This is a genomic window from Parapedobacter brassicae, assembly GCF_051400755.1.
GTDB lineage: Bacteria > Bacteroidota > Bacteroidia > Sphingobacteriales > Sphingobacteriaceae > Parapedobacter.
In genome coordinates this window covers 1-22,505 of sequence record NZ_JBLFFL010000001.1, presented here as the reverse complement: position 1 = coordinate 22,505, position 22,505 = coordinate 1, and the positions used below count along the sequence as shown (strand labels likewise).

General features: G+C 49.6%; 18 protein-coding genes, 1 tRNA gene and 1 pseudogene. 14 read left to right on the top strand and 6 right to left on the bottom strand.

Annotation, left to right across the window (positions count from 1 at the left end):
• Positions 1 to 19: 19 nt before the first annotated feature.
• On the bottom strand, positions 20 to 2,182 hold the full coding sequence (locus tag ACMGDE_RS00100; RefSeq protein ID WP_436830705.1) for an FUSC family membrane protein: 2,163 nt from the start codon (positions 2,180 to 2,182) through the stop codon (positions 20 to 22).
• 145 nt (positions 2,183 to 2,327) lie between these two features.
• On the opposite strand from ACMGDE_RS00100, the gene ACMGDE_RS00095 reads away from it, so the two are divergent.
• The 9 genes from ACMGDE_RS00095 to ACMGDE_RS00055 all read left to right on the top strand — a co-directional run bounded on the left by ACMGDE_RS00095 (position 2,328) and on the right by ACMGDE_RS00055 (position 13,124).
• Positions 2,328 to 2,459 carry a hypothetical protein gene (locus ACMGDE_RS00095; RefSeq protein WP_436830704.1) on the top strand — a complete coding sequence of 44 codons (132 nt, stop codon included), beginning with the start codon at positions 2,328 to 2,330 and terminating at the stop codon, positions 2,457 to 2,459.
• 116 nt (positions 2,460 to 2,575) lie between these two features.
• The gene (locus ACMGDE_RS00090; protein ID WP_436830703.1) at positions 2,576 to 4,798 is read left to right on the top strand and encodes an ATP-binding protein; all 2,223 of its coding nucleotides are present in this window, start codon (positions 2,576 to 2,578) and stop codon (positions 4,796 to 4,798) included.
• A 68-nt stretch (positions 4,799 to 4,866) separates the two neighbouring features.
• Positions 4,867 to 5,508: a response regulator gene (locus ACMGDE_RS00085; protein ID WP_436830702.1), complete on the top strand. Its 642-nt coding sequence runs from the start codon at positions 4,867 to 4,869 to the stop codon at positions 5,506 to 5,508.
• A gap of 120 nt (positions 5,509 to 5,628) precedes the next feature.
• Positions 5,629 to 8,205, top strand: a complete 2,577-nt coding sequence (locus ACMGDE_RS00080; RefSeq protein ID WP_436830701.1) for a phosphoenolpyruvate carboxylase — start codon at positions 5,629 to 5,631, stop codon at positions 8,203 to 8,205.
• A gap of 86 nt (positions 8,206 to 8,291) precedes the next feature.
• On the top strand, positions 8,292 to 8,849 hold the full coding sequence (locus ACMGDE_RS00075; RefSeq protein WP_436830700.1) for a DUF4142 domain-containing protein: 558 nt from the start codon (positions 8,292 to 8,294) through the stop codon (positions 8,847 to 8,849).
• A 15-nt stretch (positions 8,850 to 8,864) separates the two neighbouring features.
• The gene (locus ACMGDE_RS00070) at positions 8,865 to 9,896 is read left to right on the top strand and encodes a Gfo/Idh/MocA family oxidoreductase (RefSeq protein WP_436830699.1); all 1,032 of its coding nucleotides are present in this window, start codon (positions 8,865 to 8,867) and stop codon (positions 9,894 to 9,896) included.
• Between the two features lie 97 nt (positions 9,897 to 9,993).
• The gene (ppk1, locus tag ACMGDE_RS00065) at positions 9,994 to 12,063 is read left to right on the top strand and encodes a polyphosphate kinase 1 (protein ID WP_436830698.1); all 2,070 of its coding nucleotides are present in this window, start codon (positions 9,994 to 9,996) and stop codon (positions 12,061 to 12,063) included.
• 1 nt (position 12,064) lies between these two features.
• Positions 12,065 to 12,967 (top strand): Ppx/GppA phosphatase family protein, encoded by a 903-nt coding sequence (locus ACMGDE_RS00060; protein ID WP_436830697.1) that lies wholly within the window; start codon positions 12,065 to 12,067, stop codon positions 12,965 to 12,967.
• Between the two features lie 74 nt (positions 12,968 to 13,041).
• Positions 13,042 to 13,124 (top strand) — tRNA-Leu (locus tag ACMGDE_RS00055).
• Positions 13,125 to 13,861: 737 nt separating this feature from the next.
• Here the strand turns inward: ACMGDE_RS00055 and ACMGDE_RS00050 are convergent.
• Positions 13,862 to 14,644: pseudogene (locus ACMGDE_RS00050) on the bottom strand (recombinase family protein); the annotation flags it as partial.
• Complete coding sequence (locus ACMGDE_RS00045) at positions 14,598 to 14,768, bottom strand: hypothetical protein (protein ID WP_436830696.1); 171 nt, start codon at positions 14,766 to 14,768, stop codon at positions 14,598 to 14,600. The gene ACMGDE_RS00045 and the pseudogene ACMGDE_RS00050, both read right to left, overlap by 47 nt.
• Positions 14,769 to 14,941: 173 nt before the next feature.
• On the opposite strand from ACMGDE_RS00045, the gene ACMGDE_RS00040 reads away from it, so the two are divergent.
• The 5 genes from ACMGDE_RS00040 (at position 14,942) to mobC (ending at position 19,960) form a co-directional block, all read left to right on the top strand.
• Positions 14,942 to 15,682: a Cthe_2314 family HEPN domain-containing protein gene (locus ACMGDE_RS00040; protein WP_436830695.1), complete on the top strand. Its 741-nt coding sequence runs from the start codon at positions 14,942 to 14,944 to the stop codon at positions 15,680 to 15,682.
• A 116-nt stretch (positions 15,683 to 15,798) separates the two neighbouring features.
• Positions 15,799 to 15,978, top strand: coding sequence for a hypothetical protein (locus ACMGDE_RS00035; RefSeq protein ID WP_436830694.1), 180 nt, complete (start codon positions 15,799 to 15,801; stop codon positions 15,976 to 15,978).
• A 179-nt stretch (positions 15,979 to 16,157) separates the two neighbouring features.
• Positions 16,158 to 16,568, top strand: a complete 411-nt coding sequence (locus tag ACMGDE_RS00030) for a mobilization protein (protein ID WP_436830693.1) — start codon at positions 16,158 to 16,160, stop codon at positions 16,566 to 16,568.
• The gene (locus ACMGDE_RS00025; RefSeq protein ID WP_436830692.1) at positions 16,550 to 17,887 is read left to right on the top strand and encodes a relaxase/mobilization nuclease domain-containing protein; all 1,338 of its coding nucleotides are present in this window, start codon (positions 16,550 to 16,552) and stop codon (positions 17,885 to 17,887) included. The genes ACMGDE_RS00030 and ACMGDE_RS00025 overlap by 19 nt, the downstream gene beginning before the upstream one ends.
• Before the next feature lie 57 nt (positions 17,888 to 17,944).
• Positions 17,945 to 19,960, top strand: coding sequence for a conjugal transfer protein MobC (gene mobC / locus ACMGDE_RS00020; RefSeq protein WP_436830691.1), 2,016 nt, complete (start codon positions 17,945 to 17,947; stop codon positions 19,958 to 19,960).
• A gap of 56 nt (positions 19,961 to 20,016) precedes the next feature.
• On the opposite strand, the gene ACMGDE_RS00015 is transcribed toward mobC, so the two are convergent.
• The 3 genes from ACMGDE_RS00015 to ACMGDE_RS00005 all read right to left on the bottom strand — a co-directional run bounded on the left by ACMGDE_RS00015 (position 20,017) and on the right by ACMGDE_RS00005 (position 22,075).
• Positions 20,017 to 20,319, bottom strand: coding sequence for a hypothetical protein (locus ACMGDE_RS00015; RefSeq protein WP_436830690.1), 303 nt, complete (start codon positions 20,317 to 20,319; stop codon positions 20,017 to 20,019).
• Between the two features lie 222 nt (positions 20,320 to 20,541).
• The gene (locus ACMGDE_RS00010; protein WP_436830689.1) at positions 20,542 to 20,817 is read right to left on the bottom strand and encodes a DUF6965 family protein; all 276 of its coding nucleotides are present in this window, start codon (positions 20,815 to 20,817) and stop codon (positions 20,542 to 20,544) included.
• 40 nt (positions 20,818 to 20,857) lie between these two features.
• Complete coding sequence (locus tag ACMGDE_RS00005; RefSeq protein ID WP_436830688.1) at positions 20,858 to 22,075, bottom strand: alpha/beta hydrolase; 1,218 nt, start codon at positions 22,073 to 22,075, stop codon at positions 20,858 to 20,860.
• Positions 22,076 to 22,505: the final 430 nt, after the last annotated feature.

Below are 22,505 nucleotides of genomic sequence, written 5' to 3'. Positions count from 1 at the left end.
CAAAAGGCGAAAACAAAACCTACTCTGCGCGTTGCCGTGTCATCAGTTGATCGCAGGTTTTAGTTAAATCAACCACTATCCGGTTCAGAAATTGAAGCTGATCCGTAATGAGCTTGGCGTCATCCGAATCCACCTTGTTATTGTCAATACCGGCAGGGGTCTCGATCTCGATTTCCCGAAACTCGTCTTCCCCCTCTTCCGGCTCAAATAGGCTGATCGTCTGGGCGAGGAGAAACAGCGTCTTCCGGATAATCCGCACATGCTCCCCCGTCAGCGAGGCATTGTCCGCGCCGCGGACGGTATTGAGCAAGGTGACCGAGTAGGAGGAGAGGATGTGGTTGAATACCACAAATTTATTCACCTCCTTCGCATCTTTCTGCTTGCTCTTGGGCTCGGTAATCATCCGCTGGAAAGTAGATGCCATGTTGGCTGATGTGACATACACCGCTTTGCGAGCCAATTTATAGTCGGTCACGCTCAAGGGCTGGCCGGCAATGAGCTTCAATCCTTGGGCGATGTAATGGTAATTGGCAATCAGTAACTTGCGCATCGTGCTATGCACCTGCATGCTCTCCCAATTGGGTAATATGATGTAGCTGGAGAAGAACGCCAATCCCGAGCCGATCAGGGTGTCGACGATGCGCTCGCGCAGAATGGACAGGGTATTCATTTCCAGGAAACTGAACATGATCAAGATGTAAGGCGTCATGAACATGACGCTGACGATGTAATTGATGCGGATCAAGCTGTAGGTTGCCACCATAAATAATAGGAGGAGCACGAAGAGGGAAGTTTGGTCATGGATCAGCATCAGGATGAGCGCCCCGCCGATTCCGCCGATGATGGTGCCGATCAGCCGTTGAAAATTTCGTTGTTTGGTTAGGCTGAATCCAGGCTTCAAGATCACCATAATGGTCAAAAGGATCCAATAGCTGTGACTGCCGACATTGATGGCCAGCGAAAGGAGGTAGCCGATACCCATCACGAGACTCATCCGGATGGCATGCCTGAAGAGGGTCGACTTCAAGGTCAGGTTTTCGCGCAGCTGTTTAAGATCGAGTTCCTTATGTTCGATGAATCGGCTATGGTCGGCCTCTTCTCTCCGAAAGGTGTTTTTGGACTCCATGTCGAAGTAGGCATACATGCCATCGATGCGCTGGATGAGGTTACGGATGTTGATGAGGACCTTTTTCAGCGGCAAGGTGTTGAGCTGGTGTGCCTTTTCTACCTGATCAATAGCGGCACGTATTCGATCGATGTCAGTTTTGAACTGATACAGGGCCTTTGGGATTTTGTTGGCGTTGAGCTGATAACCGAGGTGCTCCAGTTCGTTAGCAACCCTTCGGATGGTGATGTTGAAGTGCTGCAACACCCCCGTGCGGCCGTATTGATCGCGTATCGAATCGTAGTCGTAGTGCGTCGCCATGCTCTGTTCAAAGAGGTCGACCACATCTGTGAATATCAAGATGAGCCGCCGCCCTATTTTGGTCGTATCCTTGATGATTTTCTTGCTTCTGAACAGCTGGTCGCGTACGTTGTCCTGATGCTCACTCACCACGATCTGTTGCTCAATCAGGTCGCGGTAATTCTGCTCGATATTGGACTTCGTGTCGTAAAACTTCGCCCTGATGCGGATGTAGTCGGCCACATTGTGTATCGACTCGGCCAGCTCCTGCTGCGCTTGCCGGTATGGCCGTACTTGGTGAAGCGATAAGCTCAGTACCATGTACCACACGCACCCCGTCAAAATGTAAGCGATATGGATGGCCACGTTTAAGAAGGTGCTGTCTGCCGCATCGATGTTGAGTATCATGATGAGGATGCCCATGGTGCCTACCGAAGATGCACGTGCACCGTATACCGACAACATGGAAAACAGGAAGCTCAACAATACGATAACCGCAGCGAGCAACGCAGGCATGCTATTGACGGCATTGGTGATGATGGCCGCGACTAACACGATAGCCGTACAGGTCAGCATGCCGTTCCTTCGGTGGCTCAAGGGGCCTGGTGTATCCGACAGGCCAACGACCATTGCACCCAACGATATGGTGATGCCGACCTGAAGATCGCCGAACGACGAAAAAATCACTGCGGGGATGAGTGTTCCGAAGGTGATGCGCAGTCCATCTGCAAAGTATTGGCTATAGAAAAAATTCTGGATTTCCTGAGTCCTGTTCATGCATTGACGGATGGCAAGCACAAAAGTACGCAAAAGGATTGTGATGGCTAAATATTAAAAATACTCACTTGTAGGTATTTGAGGGCATCACGCACCGGAGTAAGTTTGCGACAGTCAACAGATTTATTTAACACTTCCATCACATATGGTGCATCATGATCATGGAGCAATCGCAGCGATGTTTGCGTACTTGGGTGAAGCGGACCGCCTATTGAGCGTATGCATTGACGAGCAGTGCGCGGAGGCGGAGGAACTCACAATCCCTGAACCTGTTTAAAAAAAGGCAAGCGCCATTGGGAGGCGCTGCCTTTTTTTGTTTACTTCCAATAAAATAGCGATACTTGTCTTTAGAAATCAACTAATAAACGAATTTAAACTCAACCTCGCCCAACCATGAACGATCTATCAGCCTGTCTTGTCGCGTTGGGGATGGCACTCGTGCAATTGCCCTATGCCCAATCGGTATCCGCTGATCGTGCCGTCGATAGTATTAATCGGCTTATCAAAAAAGAGAAAGATCCAAAAAGACTTGCTGAGCTGATGTTCGAACGTGCCCTTCAATATCCCGTTGAAGCATATGAACAAGCCATAGCGGAAACCCAGAACATTCTTTTTCAACATCAAAAAAACGATGATGCACAGACGGTAGTGCGTGCGTATGTGACGTTAGGAAACATCAACCACAAGAACAAAAAATATCAGGAAGCCCTGAAATACGATTCGCTAGCAGTGAAACTGGCCGAAGAGGTAAAATTTGAACAGGGGAAGGCACTGGCGCATGGAAATATCGGAAGGGAGCTGTATGCCATGGGCGACATCAAGGGCGGCCAGGCAAACTATCAGCAAGCGCTTGAATTAGAGCGGTCATTTCCGGAACCAGACGTAGACAGGTTGAAGACCTACTACAATCAATTGGGTGTGATCACCCGGATACTGGGCGCATTTCAATCCTCGGTTGCGTATTTTGATGAGGGGATTGCATTGGCTACGCAGCAAAATGATCAACGGCTGCTCGCGGTGCTCTATATGAATAAAGCCAATACGTTTACGGAAACCGCGCGGTATGATGAAGCCGTAGCACTGCACATTGAGAGCATCCGGATAAAGGAGCAGTTGAAAGACAGTGCAAGCCTGATGCAGTCTTTTAACAATATTGCAAATGTATTCAAACGGGCAAATGAGATGGATAAGGCGATTGTGTACCATCGACGTGGAATCGAAATAGCCACCAAGATAGGTGATCGCAAAGCGCTGGGATTGGGCTTGGTGAATATCGCGGTGGCGTATATCGCAAAAGGAGAGACGGACTCCGTTGCCAGTTATTTCAATCAAGGAATCGAATGCTTTGCTGCTATTAATGATATCCGCGGGTTGGGGTTAGCGCATCATAATTATGGAAATTTTCTGTGCGATGAGCAAGCGTACGAGCGTGCTGAGCTGCAGATGATCAAGGCGTTGGAATACCGCACGAAGGTGGGGTCCGATCTGGAAATTGGCAGTACACTATCCAACCTTGGGAAGTTGAATGTCGAGACCGGCGACTTAGCGGAAGCCGAGCGGTACCTTTTGGCGGCCGAGCAGCGATTAGGGACGCAGCATAACACCACTTATCTCAGGGATCTGTATTCCCATTTGGTGCAGTTGTATCAAGCGAAGTCGGTTTTTTCAACGGCATCGGCGTACCAAAGCAAATTGCTGGATATCGAAAGGAGCATGTTTACAGAAAACGAGCGGGTAAACCTGCTGAAAGCTGAGTCGAAATATGAGCTGGAAAGACGAGACCTTGAGCGGACCATTGAACAGGAAAAACAGCGCGACCGGTTATTCAATATCCTGCTGATCGCTGCGCTGGTTGTCCTCACGTTGGGCACTGTAACGGGTATTTTGCTTCTTCGCCGCAAGCAGGTTAGGGAGCGCCACCAGGCCCAGCTACAGCGCCTTGCCCAGCAGCATCGGATCAGTACCGCTCAGGCCCTGCGGCAGGTGGAAGAAGAAGAACGCAAGAAAATTGCCGGCAAACTACACGATGAGGTGGGAGCTATGCTCTCCATCGCCAAGCTGAATATCGATCAGCTAGTGCCGGATGTTTTTGCAGCAGACAGCGATGCGACGATAAAACTGCAAACGGCGCAAAAGCTATTGGGTGATGTGAGCGAGACGGTGAGGGGTATCAGCCACACCCTGATGCCCATCGCGCTCGAAAAATATGGACTCAAACCCGCTATCCTCGACATGATCCGTGCAGTGAATGCTTCGGGCAAGATCAGGGTCGAAGAGGTCATAGAGGGGCTTGATGATACAGGTGATTGGAATAATGAGTTTTGCCTGGGGTTGTACCGCATTGTGCAGGAGGTGCTCAACAATGTCATCAAACATGCACAGGCCACCCATGTGCTGGTGCAGATCGTAGAGCTGGATAATTCCGTGACCATCTACATGGAAGATAATGGCAAGGGAATCGAAAAACACGTGGCGACGGAAGGTGTGGGGCTCAAATTGCTGAAAACCAACATCGAATACCTCAATGGAGCCATCGAGATCAGTGGCCACGAAAACCAGGGAACGTTCGTCTTGATTGAGCTGCCCTTAGCGAAAGCGGACACTTCAGCTATGTAATTGCGGATTTCGCGAAAAAACAGTAGTATTGCGTTACACTACGCCACCGACCATGTCTATTTCAGATGATGAAGAAACGTGTAATCATTGCAGATGACCATCCTGTGGTGATACAGGGCATTAAAGATGTCTTGGATAAAAGCGAGCAGTTTGAGGTGATCGCCACGTTCAATGATGGTAAGTCGTTGATGCAATCCGATGCATTGGCGGCAGCAGATGTGCTGTTGCTTGACTTGAACATGCCCAACGTCGATGGGCTGCAGGTGCTGGATAAACTCAAAAGATCTCAACTATCGCTTAAAATCATTGTCATCACGAGCTACTTGTCCGCCCAACTTGCCGAACAGTGCCGGGAAGCAGGGGCTGATGGTTACCTGGTTAAATCCGAGGACTTATATCGCCTAGGCAGCAGCATACAGCATGTGCTGGCCGGTCAGCCGGTGTTTCCTGATTTTGCACAGCGGGAACACCATGCAACGGATAACTTTTCGTATTTCGATGAATTTCTGAAGCGGTACAAGCTGACGAAACGGGAAGTCGAGATCATTCGGATGGTCTGCAACGATTACAGCTCCAAGGAGATAGCAGATCAGTTATACCTTTCTACATTCACTGTGCAGACCCATCGGCGCAATATTGTCAAGAAACTCGGATTGGATGACTCCAAAATATCGCTTTACCGGTTTGCCATCGATAACGGTGTAATTTGAGTTATTTTCATTTTTTTGTGCTCGTCTTTGTTATCATTACAACAAAGACGAGGTTTCGTTAAAGAATATTTATATATTTGGCGATCACCCCTATATGAATTTCATTTATTGATCTGTTGCATGAAGTTAAGTAAAAAACAAGCCGTCTTTGGAAGCGAGGTGCTTACGCGCTTCGAATTGTTCAATAGCCTGTTCATGACCTTGCCGTTTTATCAGGTGAAACATACCGGCATTTTATTGCCTTTTTTTACTACCCATTGCGAACGTGGTGTGGCCGAGAAATTTGATCCTGAAGCCATTATCGAAAGTTTCTTTGCGCAATATCAGCAATATGTGCGCGAGTCGGACCGGATAGACCTGCTCTTCCGGATCATTCAGTATATCGAACGGCAGGTAGTATTGTTTGATGCGGTAGAGGATGCGGCATTCCGCAAAACGGGTCGATCCGATGAAGCGGGGTTGCTGGATTCGGTCTTCAAGCAAACCGAAAATAACAAAGCGCTTCGGAGCAAGCTGGTGAAGAAACTGAATGATTTCTCCCTAAGGCTGGTATTGACAGCCCATCCGACACAGTTTTATCCCGGTCCGGTATTGGCCATCATCACCGATCTGACGGAAGCGCTGAAAAGCAATGATATTAATAATATCCACCTCTTATTGCAGCAATTGGGCAAGACGCCCTTCATGAAGAAGAATAAACCCACGCCCGTGGATGAGGCGGTCAGCTTGGCATGGTTTCTTGAAAACGTATTCTATCCGGTAACTTCGGCCATTCAGTCCAAGATTGAAGACGAATTTGACATGCCTGCCGATGGGGATAAGCAGCTGATTGAGCTAGGCTTCTGGCCGGGGGGTGATCGGGACGGCAATCCCAATGTGACCGTAGAAAGCACCAAGCGGGTTGCACAGCTGCTGCGCACGGTTTTATTCCGCTGCTATTATCGCGATTTTCGGATGCTGAAGCGCCGCATCACCTTTAAAGGCATCGAGCGGTACATGGATGTGTTGCAAGATCGATTTTATGAAAATAGTTTCAATCCTTCGGAAAATCCTGAAGATGAGCGAACGGTAATCATGCACAATTTAAAGGAAGTCAAGCGTGTGTTGACCGACTATCACGATGGGCTATTTGTAGAACTGGTTGATGATCTGCTCCGCAAAGTAAGGACGTTCGGCAGCTTCTTTGCCACCCTGGACATCCGGCAGGATAGCAGCGTGATCCGGCAGACACATGCTTACCTCCGAGAGAAGTATGCAAAGCAGGTGGGGATTACTCCTGATTTTGAGCAGTTGGACGAAGCGGCTAAGCAACAGGCGCTGAAATTTGAAATACATGAACTGCAACATGACGATGCGGCTCATCCATTGGTCGCGGACACCCTCGGCGTGATCCGCTTGATCAAGGAGATCCAGCAATCGGGAGGTGAACGGGCCGCCCAGCGGTTTATCATCAGCAACTGCCAGCAAGCCTCCGATATCCTGGAGCTCATGGAGCTGTTCGGCTGGAGCGGCTGGCAAACCGCGTCCTTGCATATCGATTTCGTGCCGCTGTTTGAAACGGTTGACGACCTCACCCGTGCGGCAGCGGTGATGGAAGCGCTGTACGCGCATCCGCAATACGAGGCGCACCTCAAGCGGCGGGGCAACAAACAGACCATCATGCTCGGCTTTTCAGACAGCACCAAAGACGGGGGATACCTGATGGCCAATTGGTCCATTTACAAGGCAAAGATAGAACTTACCGCCATCGCGCGGCAATATGAGGTAGACCTGGTGTTTTTCGATGGCAGGGGAGGACCTCCTGCGCGCGGCGGCGGCAAGACCCAGCGCTTCTATGCCTCTATGGGCAAGGAGATCGCCAACGACCACATCCAATTGACCATACAGGGCCAGACCATCAGCAGCCAATATGGCTCATTGGATACCGCCCATTATAACATCGAGCAGCTGCTGCATGCGGGCATCACCTCGGCCATCGAACAGAAGGATGGTGATACGCTGTCGGCCGAGAAGAAGCAGCTGATTGATCACATGGCGCATACCAGCCACGAGCAGTTTTTAGCATTGCGTCACGATCCCCTGTTTCTCCGATACCTCGAGCAATTCAGTCCGCTCAAATTCTTGTCGCAGATCAACATCAGCAGCCGTCCGGTCAAGCGCAATTCGGATAAGGAACTACGCCTGGAGGACCTGCGGGCCATCAGCTTTGTTACCGCCTGGAGCCAGCTGAAACAGAATATCCCTGGATTCTATGGTGTCGGCACCGCCCTCAAGCAAGCCGAGGAAACGGGGCAATGGGACCAAGTAAAGCAACTCTACGAAACCTCGGGCATGTTCAAGACGGTGATCGATAACTGCATGATGTCCATGTCCAAATCAAATTTTGAGCTGACCTCGTACATTCAGCACGATAAGGTGTTCGGCGACTTTTGGAAAAAAATGCGGGATGAGTACGATCGCACAAAACAATATGTGCTGAAACTCAGTGACAGCAACGTGCTCATGGAAAACTATCCTGTAGAGCGGGAGTCGATCGCAATGCGGGAGAAGATCGTGTTGCCCCTGCTGATCATCCAGCATTATGCCATTAAACAATTGCAAAAAAGCGGGCTTAAAGCAGCGGATAGTGAGGTGTTTTCGAAATTGGTGACCCGTACCATCTATGGGGTGGTCAATGCCGGGCGCAACTTGGCGTAGCCGTAAACAACGCGATCCCGGATGTGTAATAGTTATTGATGTGCACCACAATTTTCATTAAGTTTGTTGCATTAAATGGATTCACTATGAGTTTTAGGAATGTTTCTTTTATCGCAGCTTTCGCTTCGGCTATTACCTTGGGTTCATGTGCCAAACATCCCGGCGAACCCGTCAGTAGGGCGGTACTCTACAACAATGCAACGAATGCCGATGCCGAAGGCTACATCTTTTTTAAGTCGGTGCACCAAAAGGCCGAGTTCGAAACGCAATTGGCTAAGCACGTACAAGGATCATCCGCTTCTGCCAAGGCAAAGGAGCTGGCCGGAAAGGTCGTAGCGATCTATGAGCCGATCGGGGCCGAACTCGAAAGCCTTGCTGAGGCACATCTGGTGGTATTGCCAGATCCCGGTATGCCGGGCTTCGCAGTGCCCCCTCATTTCAGCGCAGATAGCCTGGGAAGCTTCGATAGCGAAGCGTACATCGCGCACGTGCAGCATGAACAGGCAACTATTCTGGAACAGTTGAACCGTGCAGATCGCAATACGGATAAAAACCTGAGAAACTATGCAAAGGAAAAGTTACCTGCCGTCAAGGAACTGTTTGCATTAGCCGGAGGGCAGGAAGATCACGGAGCCCATCATTAATAAATGCGCATTGCCATGGCCAAGAAAAGCATCGTCACAGGTATTTTGTCATACGGGATGTCCGGAAGGGTGTTTCACGCGCCTTTTATCGACCAAAAAAGTGGGTTTGAGTTGCGGGCCATGGTGGAACGACATGAAAAGCGAGCCAAAAGGCGGTATCCCGACATCATCAGTTACGACTCGGTAGATGAGTTGCTGAATGATGACAAGATTGAGTTCGTCATTGTCAATACGCCAAATAATACGCATGTAGACTATGCAACGAAGGCACTGAAGGCCGGAAAACATGTGTTGGTGGAAAAACCCTTTGCGCCGAATAGTGAAGACGCCAGGCGGCTGTTTGACTTAGGCAAGGAAATGGGTAAGCATGTGATGGTTTTTCAAAATCGCCGATGGGATAGTGATTTCAAGCTGCTGAAACGCGTGGTGGAACGGGAAACCCTAGGAGAACTGATCGAGCTGCATGTACGGTTCGATCGTTACCGCGTGGAGAAAAGTCCGAAGACCTTTAAAGAAATAAATATTCCCGGCAGCGGCGTGCTGTATGACCTCGGTCCACACCTGCTCGACCAGGTGATCAGCCTCTTCGGCAAGCCCGAAAAAAGTTTGAAGCTGCTCGCCACGCATCGGCCAGGTTCGGAGGTAGATGACTTTTCAACGTTGATACTCAGTTATCCCAATGGCTTTACGGCCTTTATACATGCCAGTTTACTGGTTGCCAACCCGCTTCCGGCCTATGTGCTGCATGGTACCAAAGGGTCTTTTCAAAAAGTACGGGCAGATGTTCAGGAAGACCAGTTGCAGGCAGGCATCTCCCCAAAAGACCCGGAATATGGAATAGAGCCTCCGGGGAAAGAGGGATTGATTACCGTTATCAAATCCAACGGGGATCGGGAGCTTCGGTATCGAGAGGCACTAAAAGGCGATTATAACGATCTTTTCAATGCAGTATACGCGCAGATCCGGAAGAATGAGCCCTTCCCTGTGAAACAGGAGGAAATCCTGTGGCAAATGGAAATTCTTGAGCAGCCGGCTTGGAACGGTTGATGACGACAATACGATGTTTGGTAACAGTGAATTAACATAGGATTAACACTAAGAAAACGTTATATTGTTATTATTGGCCCCAAACAAAAACGGCCATATGTTAACCGTTGTGAGGCGCAAAGTTCCACTGATAAATCGTGAAATAAGCTGGTTGTATTTCAACGAGCGTGTGCTGCAGGAGGCAGCAGATAAGACCGTTCCCCTGATTGAACGGCTTCGTTTTCTGGCCATTTTTTCATCCAATCTGGACGAGTTCTATCGCGTGCGCGTGGCCACCCTCAACCGGCTCGTTGACATCAATAACAAGACCAAGACCATGCTCGGCTTTAATCCCAGGAAGATCCTGAATGAGATTAAAAACATTGTGGTCAAATTGGAGAAGCGCTTCGATTACCTCTACGAACAAGAGATCATCCAGGAGCTGGAAGCCCAGAAGATTTTCATTATCAATGAACATCAGCTCAACGTGGGGCGGGGTGTTTACGTGCGTGAGCATTTTAGGCGATACCTGTTGCCTACCCTGGTTCCGATCATGCTGGAAGGCCATGGTTCCATACACCCGTTCCCGGAGCTCAAGGACCGACATATCTATTTTATCGTCAAGCTGATTTTCCGGAAAAAGGTCAAATATGCGCTAGTGGAGATCCCGACTTCCATTATGTCGCGATTTCTGATATTACCCGAAAACAAGGGACTGAAATTTATCATCTTGCTCGATGATATCATCCGGTATTGCTTGGATGACCTGTTTTTCATTTTCGAATATGACACGGCTGAGGCCTACAGCATCCAGATCACGCGTGATGCCGAGCTGGATATCGATGCGAATATGAGCGAAAAGTTTGTGGATGCGCTGACGCAGAGCTTGCAGCGTCGGGATAAGGGCAGGCCCATGCGGTTGCTGTATGACAGTGACATCCCATTGGATGCGCTTAACTATCTCGTATCACGTATGCACTTGGATTCGGAGGCACTCATACCGGGGGGGCGATATCATAATTTCAAAGACTTCATTGATTTCCCCAATGTCGGCGGACCGTCGTTGGAATATCCCCCCATGCCCCAGCTGCGCCTCAGCAATCTCGACCTCGGTCGGAGCATATTCAGTCAAATGACACAGCGCGATTACCTGGTGAGCCTGCCGTACCAGTCATTTGACTATATCGTGCATTTCCTGCGCGAGGCCGCCATTGATCCAAAGGTCAAGGAAATCAGCATTTGCCTGTACCGGCTGGCTGAAAACTCCAGTGTCATCAATGCGCTCATCAACGCTGCGCAAAACGGCAAAAAGGTCAACTGCTTGCTCGAGTTGAAAGCCCGTTTTGATGAAGAGGCCAATATCTATTGGCGCAATCGGCTGGAAGAGGGCGGCGTGAATGTCAATATCGGCGTGGTCGCGTATAAAGTACACGCCAAAATCTGCCTCATTGCCCGCCGGGAAAAACAGGGACTGGTGTATTATGCCAACCTCGCCACAGGAAACTTCAACGAGAAAACAGCGCAGATCTACTGTGATCACAGTCTGTTTACCGTAAATCCCTTGATCACGAAAGACCTTAGAAGGCTCTTCAAGGGGCTGGAGAAGCAAACATTCTATCGCGGATACCAGGCGATCATCACCTCCCCACTGGAAACACGCCAGCGGTTCTATCAGCTCATCGCAAATGAGATCAACGCTGCAAAATCGGGGAAAAGAGGGTATATGATCCTGAAGATGAACAGCCTGTCGGATGAAGAGATCATCCGGAAACTCTACGAGGCCAACAATGCCGGGGTGACCATACAGCTCATTGTGCGCGGCATGTGCTGCCTGGTGCCCGGTCAACCCGGATTCAGCGAGCGGATCACCGTGCGGAGCATTGTAGACCGCTACCTGGAGCACGCCCGCGTGTGGATTTTCGGAAATGGGGGAGAAGAGCTCATCTACCTGTCGTCTGCCGACCTGATGACCCGCAACATTGACCGTCGGGTAGAGGTGGCGTTCCCGATCCTGGATGAGCGGATCGGGCGGGAAATACGGGATATCATCGATATCCAGTTGCGGGACAACACCAAGGCCCGTGAGATCAATCAGCTCAACAACAATCAATATATCGGTGCTAGGCGTAAGATCAGGCACCGTGCGCAGGACGACATTTACAATTATTTAAAATATAAACCCAAGTAACGTGAGGTACGCAGCAATAGACATTGGATCCAACGCGGTAAGACTCCTGATAGCCGACATTATTCAGAATAACGATATTGTGTCATTCAAAAAGAACACCTTGGTGCGGGTACCGCTGCGTCTTGGGGATGATGCCTTTATCGACCGCAGGATATCGGAGACTAAGGCTGCGGACCTGGCTAAGACGATGGCCGCATTCCGCAACCTGATGGACGTTTATAAGGTGAGCCATTACATGGCATGCGCCACCTCGGCCATGCGGGAGGCCGAAAACGGAAAAACGCTGGTAAACGAAATCAGGGAAGCAGGCGTAGACCTGCAGATCATCGACGGAAGCGAAGAAGCGAAGATCATCTATAACAGCCACATTGAACAGCAGCTGGGCAACAAGAAAGCCTACCTATATATCGACGTGGGCGGCGGCAGCACCGAACTGTCCGTATTTGCCGATACCAAGCTGGTCGCATCCGCGTCATTTAACGTCGGTACCATCCGCATACTGGACAATCAGGACAAAGAAGAAACGTGGGAGGAAATGAAGGCGTGGGTCAAGACCCATACCCGTATGTTTAAAACCGTTTACGGGATCGGTACCGGCGGCAACATCAACAAATTGTCGCGACTGGCCAGCGACAAGGAAGATCGGCCCATTTCCTACAATAAGCTGAAATCACTGTACGAATACCTCAATTCGTTCTCCTTGAAAGACCGCATTAATGTATTGGGGTTGAACAACGACCGTGCAGATGTGATCATCCCCGCCTGTGAGATTTTCCTGACCTTGATGAAGTACGGCCGCCTCCGGCAGGTCATTGTCCCGCGCGTAGGACTGGTGGACGGGATCATCCAAACGCTGATCGATAAACACCTGCCGCCAATTATTGCCGAAAAAACGCTTGAATAAAGAAAGGTAGATGGGACTGCAATAAATTTGCATATCAGTGCAAATTTATCTAAGTTTGCGGCCGTAATCCCTCTGCGGAAGTGGCGAAATTGGTAGACGCACCATCTTGAGGGGGTGGCGCCCTACGGGCGTGGCAGTTCGAATCTGCTCTTCCGCACAAGACGAGAATTTCAGAAAATCTGGATGGGGCTGCTCTAAAAATAGCAGCCCTTTCTCTTTGAGTATCTGTAGGTTATGCTTGAATGCAGGGTTGATGTAATTAGTTCTAAAACCCCCATTTACATAGGTCAACCTGTGTTTGAACTTTGCGTTCATCAGCGACAACCACATTGTGAAACTGTGCTCTTCGGCCTTTTTCATCAAACTGGGCACATCCACTAGGTATTTCAATAGTTCTAACCGCTTCTCGACCCTGCCTGTAATGTTGACGGTGAGCTCACCAATCTTTTCTTTCAATAGCAGTATCTCGTTATTCAGTTTCTTCTGCCAGCGGTTGTAAGTAAAGCTCGAAATTTCCTTTTCGAATAGCCTTTCCTCGACGGCCATTATTTTTTCTTCTGCCTTTGCCAATTCGGTTTTCGTCGCTTCCAGCTCTTTCTTTCGGATGGAGGAAGCTTTCTCCAAGCCAGCCAATACTTTTTCCGTAATCCGGTCGATATGCTCCTGCTTGAAACTTAAATGCTCCAATATCAATTCCATTTTCTTATGCATTTTCGCGCCAGAGAGATTCGTGCTGGAATGTTTGATACAGCGGTAATAGACATAGCGTTTCGAGTATCCCTTGGTTCTTCCCGCCGTGACTTTGCCACCGCAACATGGGGCATACAATAATGTCTTCAACGGAAATTCACTTTTTGGATGAGGGTTCTCTTCCCGGCGATTGGCTTCCAATAGTTCCTGTGCTCTCCAATACTCTGCTTCGGTGATGATGGCTTCGTGGACTCCTTTTATTATCCGTTCCGGCTCATTCGCTGTCCCAGTTACCCGCACAAGTCCAGCATATACAGGATTGGCCAATATCCGCGCAATTGCTCCGTTAGCTGTCTGCTTGAATCCCAATTTTTCCACGTCCTTTTGAATCAGGAATTGGGGAATGCCACATAAGTAGTCACGAAAGATTTTCTGAACGATAAACGCCTTAGTTTCATCCACCACGATCATGCTTCGTTGGCCGGGCTCCCGGTTATTGAGGTATCCAAAGGGTGCAAGGTTGACATACCTGCCGGATTGCTGGGCTTGCCTAATACCCATTTTAGCCCGACGGCGGATGGTAAACAATTCTTGGTTGGCAATGAGGTACTTAAATGCGCGGAGCAGAAATACGGAAGGGTCAGAGGTGTCGATATCCACCGTTTCGCTCGTTGCCAAAACCTTCAATCCAAATTTTTGCTGTAACTCCTCAATTTTCATCAACGCCTCAGGTAGGTTACGACTAAACCGGTCGTGATCCAGCACGATGAGGTATTTAACGGCGCCTTTTTGCTCCTTGATGAACCGCTCCAAAGCCCGGTAATCCGGGCGGTCAAAGGTATAACTGCTTTCACCATCATCCACAAAAACGGATACCAATTTAAGATTATTGGTGTCGCAATAATCACGAATACTTTTTTCCTGGTATTCCAATGAATACCTAGACTGATCTTTTTTGCTTATCCTGACGTAACCGATTGCGCTCATGAATCTCCTCTTTTAAAATGATCTCAATGATGATTTCCGCGACTAAATTTAAAAAAAAATCCTCATCTATGCAAGGGTTAATTTCTTGTTTTTCAGTTGATTGAATTGAATTTGGTTTACTCATTTTTATTCCTTTTACGGTGAAAAGGAGTAAATGTGCAACCGTTAAAAATCAATGTTTGACAATCCGCACGGGGAGCCTTATAATTTTAAACTGCTTCACAACAGACTGAAATAATTATTGCCGGTTCGATTCATATTACTGAAATTAGCTTACTAAATAATGCCAACCGAAAAATGACAAGCGATAAAATAACATCACATCGTTTTACTCAAAACCTGATTAACGACAGCAGGGTAATTGCTAGAGACCATAAATTTAGATTGACAGATATAGAGTTTGAAGAAGACCCTGACTTCACAGAATATGAATATTACATCCACAATACGGGTTTCTATTGTGTCCATTTGCTTGAACTATGCCGACAACTAGAAAACGCTGTTAATCTAATCTCAAATTTCCGGTATGACAAAAAGAATGAGTTTGGCCGGGTGGACCATTTAGTTTACAATATCGAAAATTACATGATTCGTCTGACATCTCTGTCAGATAGGGTGCTTCAAGTTATCAACGCAACATTCCATTTGGCAATAAACGAAAAAGATGTGAATGAAAGAGTTATAATCAATAATTTAAAGGTAGCAAGAACGAGTGTTGCGCCGCATTTCAATGAATTTAAAAAAACGTTAAAGGATTATACCGGTGAGCGGAATACCATTGTTCATAGGCACTCTTACTTGAATAAGCAATTGCTAAAAATTCAGGTGTTTTATGATACCCAATTAACCAAGGGGATTTTGGAAGATAATGATAGGGCATTGGGATTAAAGGAAATAAGGAAAACGCTATTAACAAAATTCATCGTTGATAGAAAGAAGGAATATGAGAAAACGAATGAGAACTGCTTTGAAAAATTAATGCCCCTCCTTGATGATTTGGCAGAACAATACGAAAAAATGAAGCAAAGCCTAAAGTGATGTAATGTCGTGGAGTCTTACGAGCATTCGTATAATTTCCCTCCCCCTCCCCAACAGGATTGTCAACCAACCCCAATTCGTCCCCCCAACTTTGGCTATAAATATACACAATAGCCATGAACAACGATATTCCCAAACGGAACAAATGGAACCGCCATCCGGCACGCAGCACCGCATGGTCCGCCAGCAGAACCAAAGGCAACCCCCGGCAACGCATCCGGCAGGTACTCCGTGCGTCCATACCACTCGCCGAGGTGGAAAAGATGGATTTAAAGGACAGGCCGGAACAGCTATAAAATACAAGAAGAAAAGCAATGCACCAACGTCCGTTTCCGCACGTCCGGCAGGGAAGCAGTGGCCCCACGCGGGTGGGGAGCAAGATGTATTTTCGTATACGAAAATCTCTTGCCGCCTGTGGGCGGGTGACTTCGCTGCGGAACTTGCGAAGTCGGTGGCCGGCCAGTAAAAAATGCCCATGCCCAGGAAAAAACTCAATAACCCAGATGAACTCCTCAGCCGGCCCATCGTCGTCCGGGTCAACGAGGCCACCTACGCCCGGCTGGAGAAAATCCAGAAGGAAAGCGACTGCCAGAGTATTGGCGAGGTCGTCCGCAAAATCCTCTCCAACCAGCGCATCAAATGCTTTTACCGCGATATCTCACTCAACGCCCCGATGGAAGAAATGGCACTCATCCGCAAGGAAATCAAGGCTATCGGCATCAACATCAACCAGCAGACGCATAAGTTCCACATCGCGGAAGCACCGACGGAACGGGCATTCCATCACATCAAGACTACCGAAACATACAGACGCCTCGAACCCAAGATTGACCGGCTTCTTATCCTCATCTCCAAACTGGCCCAACGATGGTTGCAAAGATCATAAGCGGCAAGGATATCGGCGGCGTACTCCACTACAACGAACACAAGATGGAGCGGGGTGAAGCCCGGCTGATCCTGTCCAGCGGCTTCGCGGGGGACATCGACACAATGGACAGGCTGCAAAAGAAGCAGCGGTTTGAAAACCTCACCATGCTCAACGGCCGGGTGAAGACCAACGCCATCCACATATCCCTCAACTTCGACCCTTCGGAAAAGCCGGACGACCGGAAATTGCAGGAAATCGCCGCTGACTACATGGAGCGCATCGGCTTCGGCGACCAGCCGTTCCTCGTCTACCGGCACCTCGATGCCGCGCACCCCCACATCCACGTCGCCACGGTCAACATCCGACCCGACGGCAAGCGCATCGACATCCATAACATCGGGCGCACGTTATCGGAACAGGCAAGGAAGGAAATCGAAAGGAAATACAACCTGGTCAGGGCCGAAGGCCGTGGGGAAGGGCAGGGGCAGGACATCAAAGCGGCGGACATCCGAAAAGCCGCCTATGGGAAGTCCCCCACCAAACATGCCATCACCAATGTCGTGAACGCAATAATCAAGGAATACAGCTTCACCAGTTTGGCAGAACTGAACGCCATTCTCAGCCAATTCAATGTCACGGCCGACCGCGGCAAGGAAGGCACCCGGATGCATCAGCGCAACGGACTGCAATACGCACTGATCGGTGGGAGCGGGGAGAAGGTAGGCATCCCGATCAAGGCCAGCAGTATATACGGAAAACCTACGCTTGCCAACCTCGAAAAGCACTTCGCAAAAAACGCCGGGTCACGGAAGGAATACAAAGACGCGCTCCGCCAGCGAATCGGCAAAGTATTGGACAGCCACATCCAATTCACTAAATCCGCGTTCACCAAAGAACTGGCGCGAGAGGGTATCCACGCAGAATTCCGGCAGAACGACAAGGGCCAGCTATACGGCATCACCTATGTAGACAACATCCACAGAACGGTATTCAACGGCAGCCACCTCGGCAAGGCCTACACCGCAAAGGCCATCGGCGAAAAAATCGGCAATAGAGACATCCCGCGAGAAACACCTCCGTCCCAAAAAAACACACAGAAGCAAGCCCCCGCACCCCAACGCAAAACCTTCCTGCGCCCCGCGCCAACACCGACAAATTACCTGCAAAGGACACTAGCCAAGAACCGGCCACCAACTCCGCATACCACCGACAGCAAAAGCTTGCTTGACACGCTGCTCGGCCGCACGGCACCCGAATACGGCCCCCATATCCCGAAAAAGAAAAAACGGAAACGGCGGAAACACCCGGACAGTGATCCGCACAGCCACACCCTATAACAGTTGTGTAAGAACGCATAGTCTCATATCACACGTCTCAAATCTCATTGCTAAAACATGAACACCGGAGAAGACATCCAATCCCTGCGCAAAATCGCTGACCTCGGCCGGCTCATCAGCCTCACGGTACTCGGCATCCACACTTACATCACCTGTTACCTCGCCTTCCGCCTCTGGGGCTGGACATCCACTATCACCGACAGCCTGCTGGCCAATCTCATCACCACGGGATTCGTTGACGGCATGGCCACTCCCAAGCTCATCGCCCTGATTTTCCTCGCCATTTCACTTCTCGGCGTCAAGGGCCGCAAAGATGAAAAAATCGGATGGCGGGGCATCACTGCCTACATCGCATCCGGCCTTTCCCTTTATTTCGCCGGAGTCCTCGTCCTGTATGCGCCCCTGCCCGTGGACACGCTCGCTTTCCTGTACATCGGCACCACGGCCGCGGGGTACCTGCTCACGCTCACCGGAGGCACCCACCTTTCCCGCCTCGTCAGGTTCGGCCTGCAGGATGATCCGTTCAATACCGAGAACGAAACCTTTCCACAGGAAGAACGGCTGTTGGAGAACGAATATTCCGTCAACCTGCCCGCTAAATACAGCCTTAAGGGAAAGTGCCGCGACAGCTGGATCAACTTCATCAATCCCTTTCGCGGCCTGCTCGTCATCGGCACGCCGGGAGCCGGAAAATCTTACTTCGTCATCCGTCATATCATCGACCAGCACATCCGCAAGGGATTCACCCTGTTCATCTACGACTTCAAGTACGATGACCTCACCCGCATCGCTTACAACAAGCTGCTCCAATACAGGAAGAATTACCCAACACCTCCGAAATGCTATATCATCAATTTCGATGACCCGTGCCGCACCCACCGCTGCAACCCGCTCGACCCGCACAGCATGGACGACATCACCGATGCCACCGAAGCCAGCCGCACCATCATGCTCGGGCTCAACAGAGAATGGATTCGTAAGCAGGGCGATTTCTTCGTCGAATCCCCCATCAACTTCCTCACCGCCATCATCTGGTACCTGCGCCGGTACCGGGATGGCATCTATTGCACGCTCCCCCACGTGATTGAACTCATGCAGATGGACTATGATCCGCTCTTTGCCGTACTCAGCCAACAGGACGAAATCAAGACTCTCATCAATCCCTTCATCTCAGCGTTCCAGAACAACGCCAAGGAACAGTTGGAAGGACAGATTGCATCGGCCAAGATCGGATTGGCGAGACTTTCCTCACCGCAGTTGTATTATGTGCTTTCCGGCAACGACTTCACGCTGGACGTCAATAATCCCACTGATCCCAAGATCGTCTGCGTCGGCAACAACCCCGAAAAACTCCAGACCTACGGCGCGGTATTGTCCCTCTACATCTCCCGCATGATCAAGCTCGTCAACAAAAAGGACAGACAGAAAAGCAGCCTCATCTTTGACGAATTTCCCACCATCTACTTCAATAACATCGACAGCCTCATCGCCACCGCCCGCTCCAACAAAGTGGCCACCACCATCGCTGTGCAGGATTTCAGCCAGCTCAAAAAGGATTACGGCTCGGAACAGGCAGACGTCATCGCGGGCATCGTGGGCAATGTCATCAGCGGGCAGGTCACCGGCGACACCGCCAAATCCCTCTCCGAAACATTCGGCCGCATCGTGCAGGAACGCACCAGCAGCACGCTCTCCAGCTCCGACACTACATTCACCAAGTCCGCGCAGCTTGACCACGCCATCCCCGCGTCCAAGATTGCCACGCTTTCTTCCGGCACGTTTGTGGGTATGGTGGCCGACAATCCCGAGGAAAAGATTGCGCTAAAGGTGTTCCATAGTGAGATACAGAATGACCACGCCGCCATCGCCCACGAGGAAGCCACCTACCGGCCCATCCCAAGGATCGCCACTGTCACCGCCGAGGACATCCGCGAGAATTACCTCAACATCAAACGCGAAGTCAGGGAACTGATGATGGATGAATTGGAGCGCATAGAGATGGAAAGTCCTGAAACGCCCATACAGCAAGGAAAAAATGTAACCGACCAATCCAATCCGACACTGTCCATGTGATCTTGCCATTTAACGAAGTGAAATAGGGCTACCGTTGTGATAGCCCTATTATAACATCATTTGAATCGCTGGGTTGCTTCAAGCAGATTTACGATACAATCATAAACAACATCTTCATCAGACGAATGAAGAAGGATTTTCCTGCATTGTAAAATCCCCCGTTCTTCTTCAGAAGCCAGCCTAAACCGTAAGAACCGATCAGTTGCTTTTAGTAAAAATCGCTTGACTTTTTCCAATTGCTTGTCATAATTCTTTTCTGTTAGCGAGAAGCCATTTGGAATGTAGTACAGATGGCGATAGACTGAATTATCGATGCCCTTGGCATGATTTCGTTCAGCAGTCCTGTAGGCCCTTTTCATTAAGACCTCGTACATGGACGCTCTTTGATAATTTAATACCTCATTATTCATAACATGAAAGTAGTCGGATTAAATTCCCTGATAAACGACAGGGTATTTTTGACTACTTTACAATGTTAGAAATCAATATTTCATTCCCAAAGGACAGCAAAAATCCATACAATCAAGGATGACAGTAAGTTTGATGTATCGAGGATGGTTGGACTAACGCCAAAAGCGTATCTACCCGCTTTTCCGCAATAGCCCGATTCCGAGAGTGATGAACGTAAATACCAGTACAGCAAAGCCCAGGTAGGCAAGGTAGATCAACATATTCGGTTCAGTGCTGTCGCTGGTGATCTTGCGGTACGTTGATGACGCAGTCTCCGCTTCCTGCAAGATTCGCGCGAGTTCGCATAAATGCCAATAACTGGGGCATTTGTCCAGATCCCGGTCCCATTCCCTGGCAACGGCGAGGTTCACCCCGATGAACTTATCGGGATTGAGAATGCTTGTCAATGCTGTACGATCACATGGATGACCACACCCTGCAATTCCTTTATTTCCCGTAAAACTGAATCAGAATATCATCGATGCCCTGATCCCAGCTATCACCGGTATGGCCGCTGTTTACTTCCCTATAGACGTGGCCGATCTTGTTTTCTTCCAGCCGCTTGTGGAACTGGCGGGCTCCATCAAGGAGCCCCGTTTTCTGGTCCGGAAACTCCAGGTCGTAGGTGCCGACCTCGGTATAGATATGCTTCAGGGGATGGTTGTCTTTCTTCGTCAAATAAATATCCAGGGCTTCGTTGGCGAGTTTGTTCAAACCGGGGTACCCCCCGGCCCCTCCACCCTGCGAGGCGATATTCCCGAAGAAATCGGGATACCTGAAAGCGGTTACGGCGGCGCTGTGGCCACCGGCTGATGCGCCCATTATCCCTCTTTTATCGGAAGAACGGCTTACCTCGAAATTTTCCTCCACGAACGGGATCAGCTTTTCGACGATCAGCTTCGCGTACTCGGCGCTACGGGTGACATATTCATTCCACCTGTCTTCAAAGGCAACGAATACAACCACGATGGGTTCGATCTTTCCCTCATGGATCAGGTTATCCAGCACATTGATGAACGGCCGCAGGTACATGGCCCACATGCCGTCATGCACGTACAGTACCGGATACTCCGTACCTTCCATGTAGTTGTAGGGTGTATAAACCCATATCAATCGGTCGGTAAACAGGGAATCACCTGTTCGGAAAACCAGGGTATTGGCGACGCCCTTTTCGATATCATGCCGGATGTCTAGGTAAGGTGAGCGCGCGAAATCGGGCATGGAAAAGATATTGCGATTGCCGTAATCAAAGCTTTGCGTCACCCGGGGGTTGCCCAGGTCAATCACCCTTTTTCCATCGGCAATGAAACGGTACTCCATAATGGCGTCTGGGGGAATGGTATAGGAAATGTGAAAGAAATCCCGTTCGCCGCAGGCTATCCTGTTCAACGTTTCGGGAATCGCCCATGCCCGCTGCAAGTCCCCTTCGATCTGCAAATCCTTTGCCTTTCCGTACCAGATAAAGTGAACGTCTTTCTCCCCCTCGATAATGGGCGTCGATTCGATTCCCGATAAATACCGGTCAACCAACCGCGGCCGCTCCGCCAGGGGCGCCCGCTCCAGCTGCTGTATAAATGTTTGGAAATGCTGATTTTCCTTTTTTTGTGCCCGGCAGGGAGATAAAATGCCGACCAAGGCAATAAGCATGTACAGTTTTGTTTTCATTGGGGGCGATTTTAGGAGGTTGCATGCATCATTCGTCGCGCAAAAACTCCACCGGGATGGGCGAATAGAACTTGCTTTTCCAGGTTCCGCCAAGCGATTTTGAAGTAGTTGCGTATCATGGGACCGTTAGTTGTATATGTGCCACCACAACTAACCTGCCAATGCCAAAAGATGCACAGCGGTAAGGTTATCGCAGATTGTGTTTTGGATGGTGTTCGGATTCGGACAATACCTGTCCGAATCCGAACACTTTCCCTTAACGCTCGCGTGTGTCCAACGCCGGTATGATATATTTCATCAACACCTGGAAAGGCAACTTCGATGCCCTTGAATTGTACGTGTTGCCCATGAACACCACAACCGTATCCAGTTCTGGAATCACCATGATATATTGCCCGCCATTGCCGGACGCGAATACGACATTGTAGCT